This is a genomic window from Streptomyces sp. S6 (assembly GCF_054880855.1).
In genome coordinates this window covers 1-1,884 of sequence record NZ_JBTYMC010000583.1, presented here as the reverse complement: position 1 = coordinate 1,884, position 1,884 = coordinate 1, and the positions used below count along the sequence as shown (strand labels likewise).

Genomic DNA, 1,884 nt, shown 5'->3' with positions numbered 1-1,884 from the left:
AGGTCACCCGGGCGCGGCCGGGCCGGCACCGGCTGGGGATCTGGTGCGACGAGGGGTCGGGGCCGCGGCGGGTGTCGACCGAGAGCGTCGTGTCGTACACGCCGTCGGAGGCGGCGCGGGAGGTGCTGCGGGTCGTCGCCTCGCTCGCGCCCGCCGCCGAGGACGCGCCGCCGCCGATGATCGAGGTGCTCGTGGACCGCGACAGCCTCGACCTGCCGGTGGACGAGTGGGCGGCGCGGGTGCCGGGTGAGCTGGTGCCCGGGGTGCTCGGGGTGGAGTTCCCGGTGGTCGTGCGCTGTCCCGAACTCATGCGTCGGCACGGGCGTTTCCTGCCGCACTGGCGCACCCGGTGGAGCCGGCTCGACTCGGGTGAGCCGTTCACGGTCGACGAGTCCGTCAGTCCGGACACGGTCTATCCGCAGCTGGTCAACCGGCTGGACACGGTCCGCGTCTTCGTGGATGTACCGCCCGGCCGGCAGCGGCACAGGATCGTGCAGACCTGCCTCGCCCTGGGTATCCCCGTGGTGGTGTGGGACCGCGGTTCGGACGGGCGGTCGCACGTCGTCAGGTCCATGGCCGAGGTCGCCACGCGGGAGCTGCCGGACGGGGTGCGCGGCTACCGCGCGAACGCCCTGGCCAGACCGCCCGAGTTCCCCGGCCGTCCGGTCCTCGCCTGGGCGGACGCCGACCGCGCCGTGCCCCGGTTGCAGCTGAGCGAACCACAGGAGAGCGCATGACATCCGCGTCCGGCTCCGAGGCGGAGTGGCGCCTGTTCCGCGGCGACGGCGTCCCCCGGCCCGTCGTCCTCCCGTCCGCCCCGCCGTGGCGCCGTTTCTCGGCCGGTCCCGGGCTCGGCCCCGAACTGCCGTATCTCATCGAGCCCCGGCACGCCGATGTCGTCAACGCCGCGCTGCATCTGCGCCGTCCGCTGCTGGTCACGGGTCCGGCCGGGACCGGCAAGTCGTCCCTGGCCCGCGCGATCACGCACGAGCTGCGGCTGGGCGAGCTGCTGCGCTGGCCGGTCAACAGCCGCTCCACGGTCGCGGAGGCGCTGTACGCGTACGACGCGATCGGCCGGCTGCACGAGGCGTCGCTCAGCCGGGACCGGGGTGAACGGGAGCCGTCCATCGGGACGTTCGTCCGGCTCGGCCCGCTCGGTACCGCGCTCGTGCCGTCGGCGGCGCCGCGCTGTCTGCTGATCGACGAGATGGACAAGGGGGACGTCGATCTGCCGAACGACCTGCTCACCGTCTTCGAGGAGGGCGTCTTCGAGATCGGGGAACTCTCCCGGCTCCCGGAGGACCTGGCCGACGTCGAGGTGCAGACCCACGACCACGGCGGCACGGTCCGGGTGCGTCAGGGGCGCGTCCAGTGCGCGGAGTTCCCCGTCGTCGTCATCACCAGCAACGGTGAGCGGGACTTCCCGCCCGCCTTCCTGCGGCGCTGTGTCCGGCTGGCCCTGCCGGTGCCGGACGCGGACCGGCTGCGGGCCATCGTCGCGGCCCATCTGGGGCAGGAGGCCATGCGGGAGGCGGACGACCTGATCGAGGCGTTCCTGGACCGCCGGGCGCCGGGCGAGCTGGCCACCGACCAGTTGCTCAACGCCGTGTTCCTGCGGATCGGCGGCGTCGACCTGGACGCGGAGGGGCTGCTGGACGCGGTGCTGCACCAGTTGACCGGCGCGCTGTGACGGCGGCGGGCGGCGGGGAGCGGCTGGGGGAGGTCCTGCGGGTCCTGCGGGCGTGCGGGCCCGGCACGGAGGAGCTGGACGCCGACCAGATCCTCGACGTCCTGTGGCTGGCCCGCCGGCTGCCCGCCGACGCCGGTGCCCCGCTGTCCCCGCAGCCCCCCCCGCCCCGCCCGCAGCCCGCTCCCCCGCCCGCT

Annotated in this window: 2 protein-coding genes and 1 pseudogene; all 3 read left to right on the top strand. The window is 74.8% G+C overall.

The window, feature by feature from the left end; genetic code table 11:
• On the top strand, positions 1-737 hold a 737-nt coding region (locus ACVNF4_RS35485), incomplete at its 5' end, for a VMAP-C domain-containing protein (RefSeq protein WP_461806956.1).
• A complete protein-coding gene (locus ACVNF4_RS35480) occupies positions 734-1,690 on the top strand; it encodes an AAA family ATPase (protein ID WP_461806955.1) in 957 nt (318 codons plus the stop codon). The genes ACVNF4_RS35485 and ACVNF4_RS35480, both read left to right, overlap by 4 nt.
• A pseudogene (locus ACVNF4_RS35475) lies at positions 1,687-1,884 on the top strand (hypothetical protein); the annotation flags it as partial. The gene ACVNF4_RS35480 and the pseudogene ACVNF4_RS35475, both read left to right, overlap by 4 nt.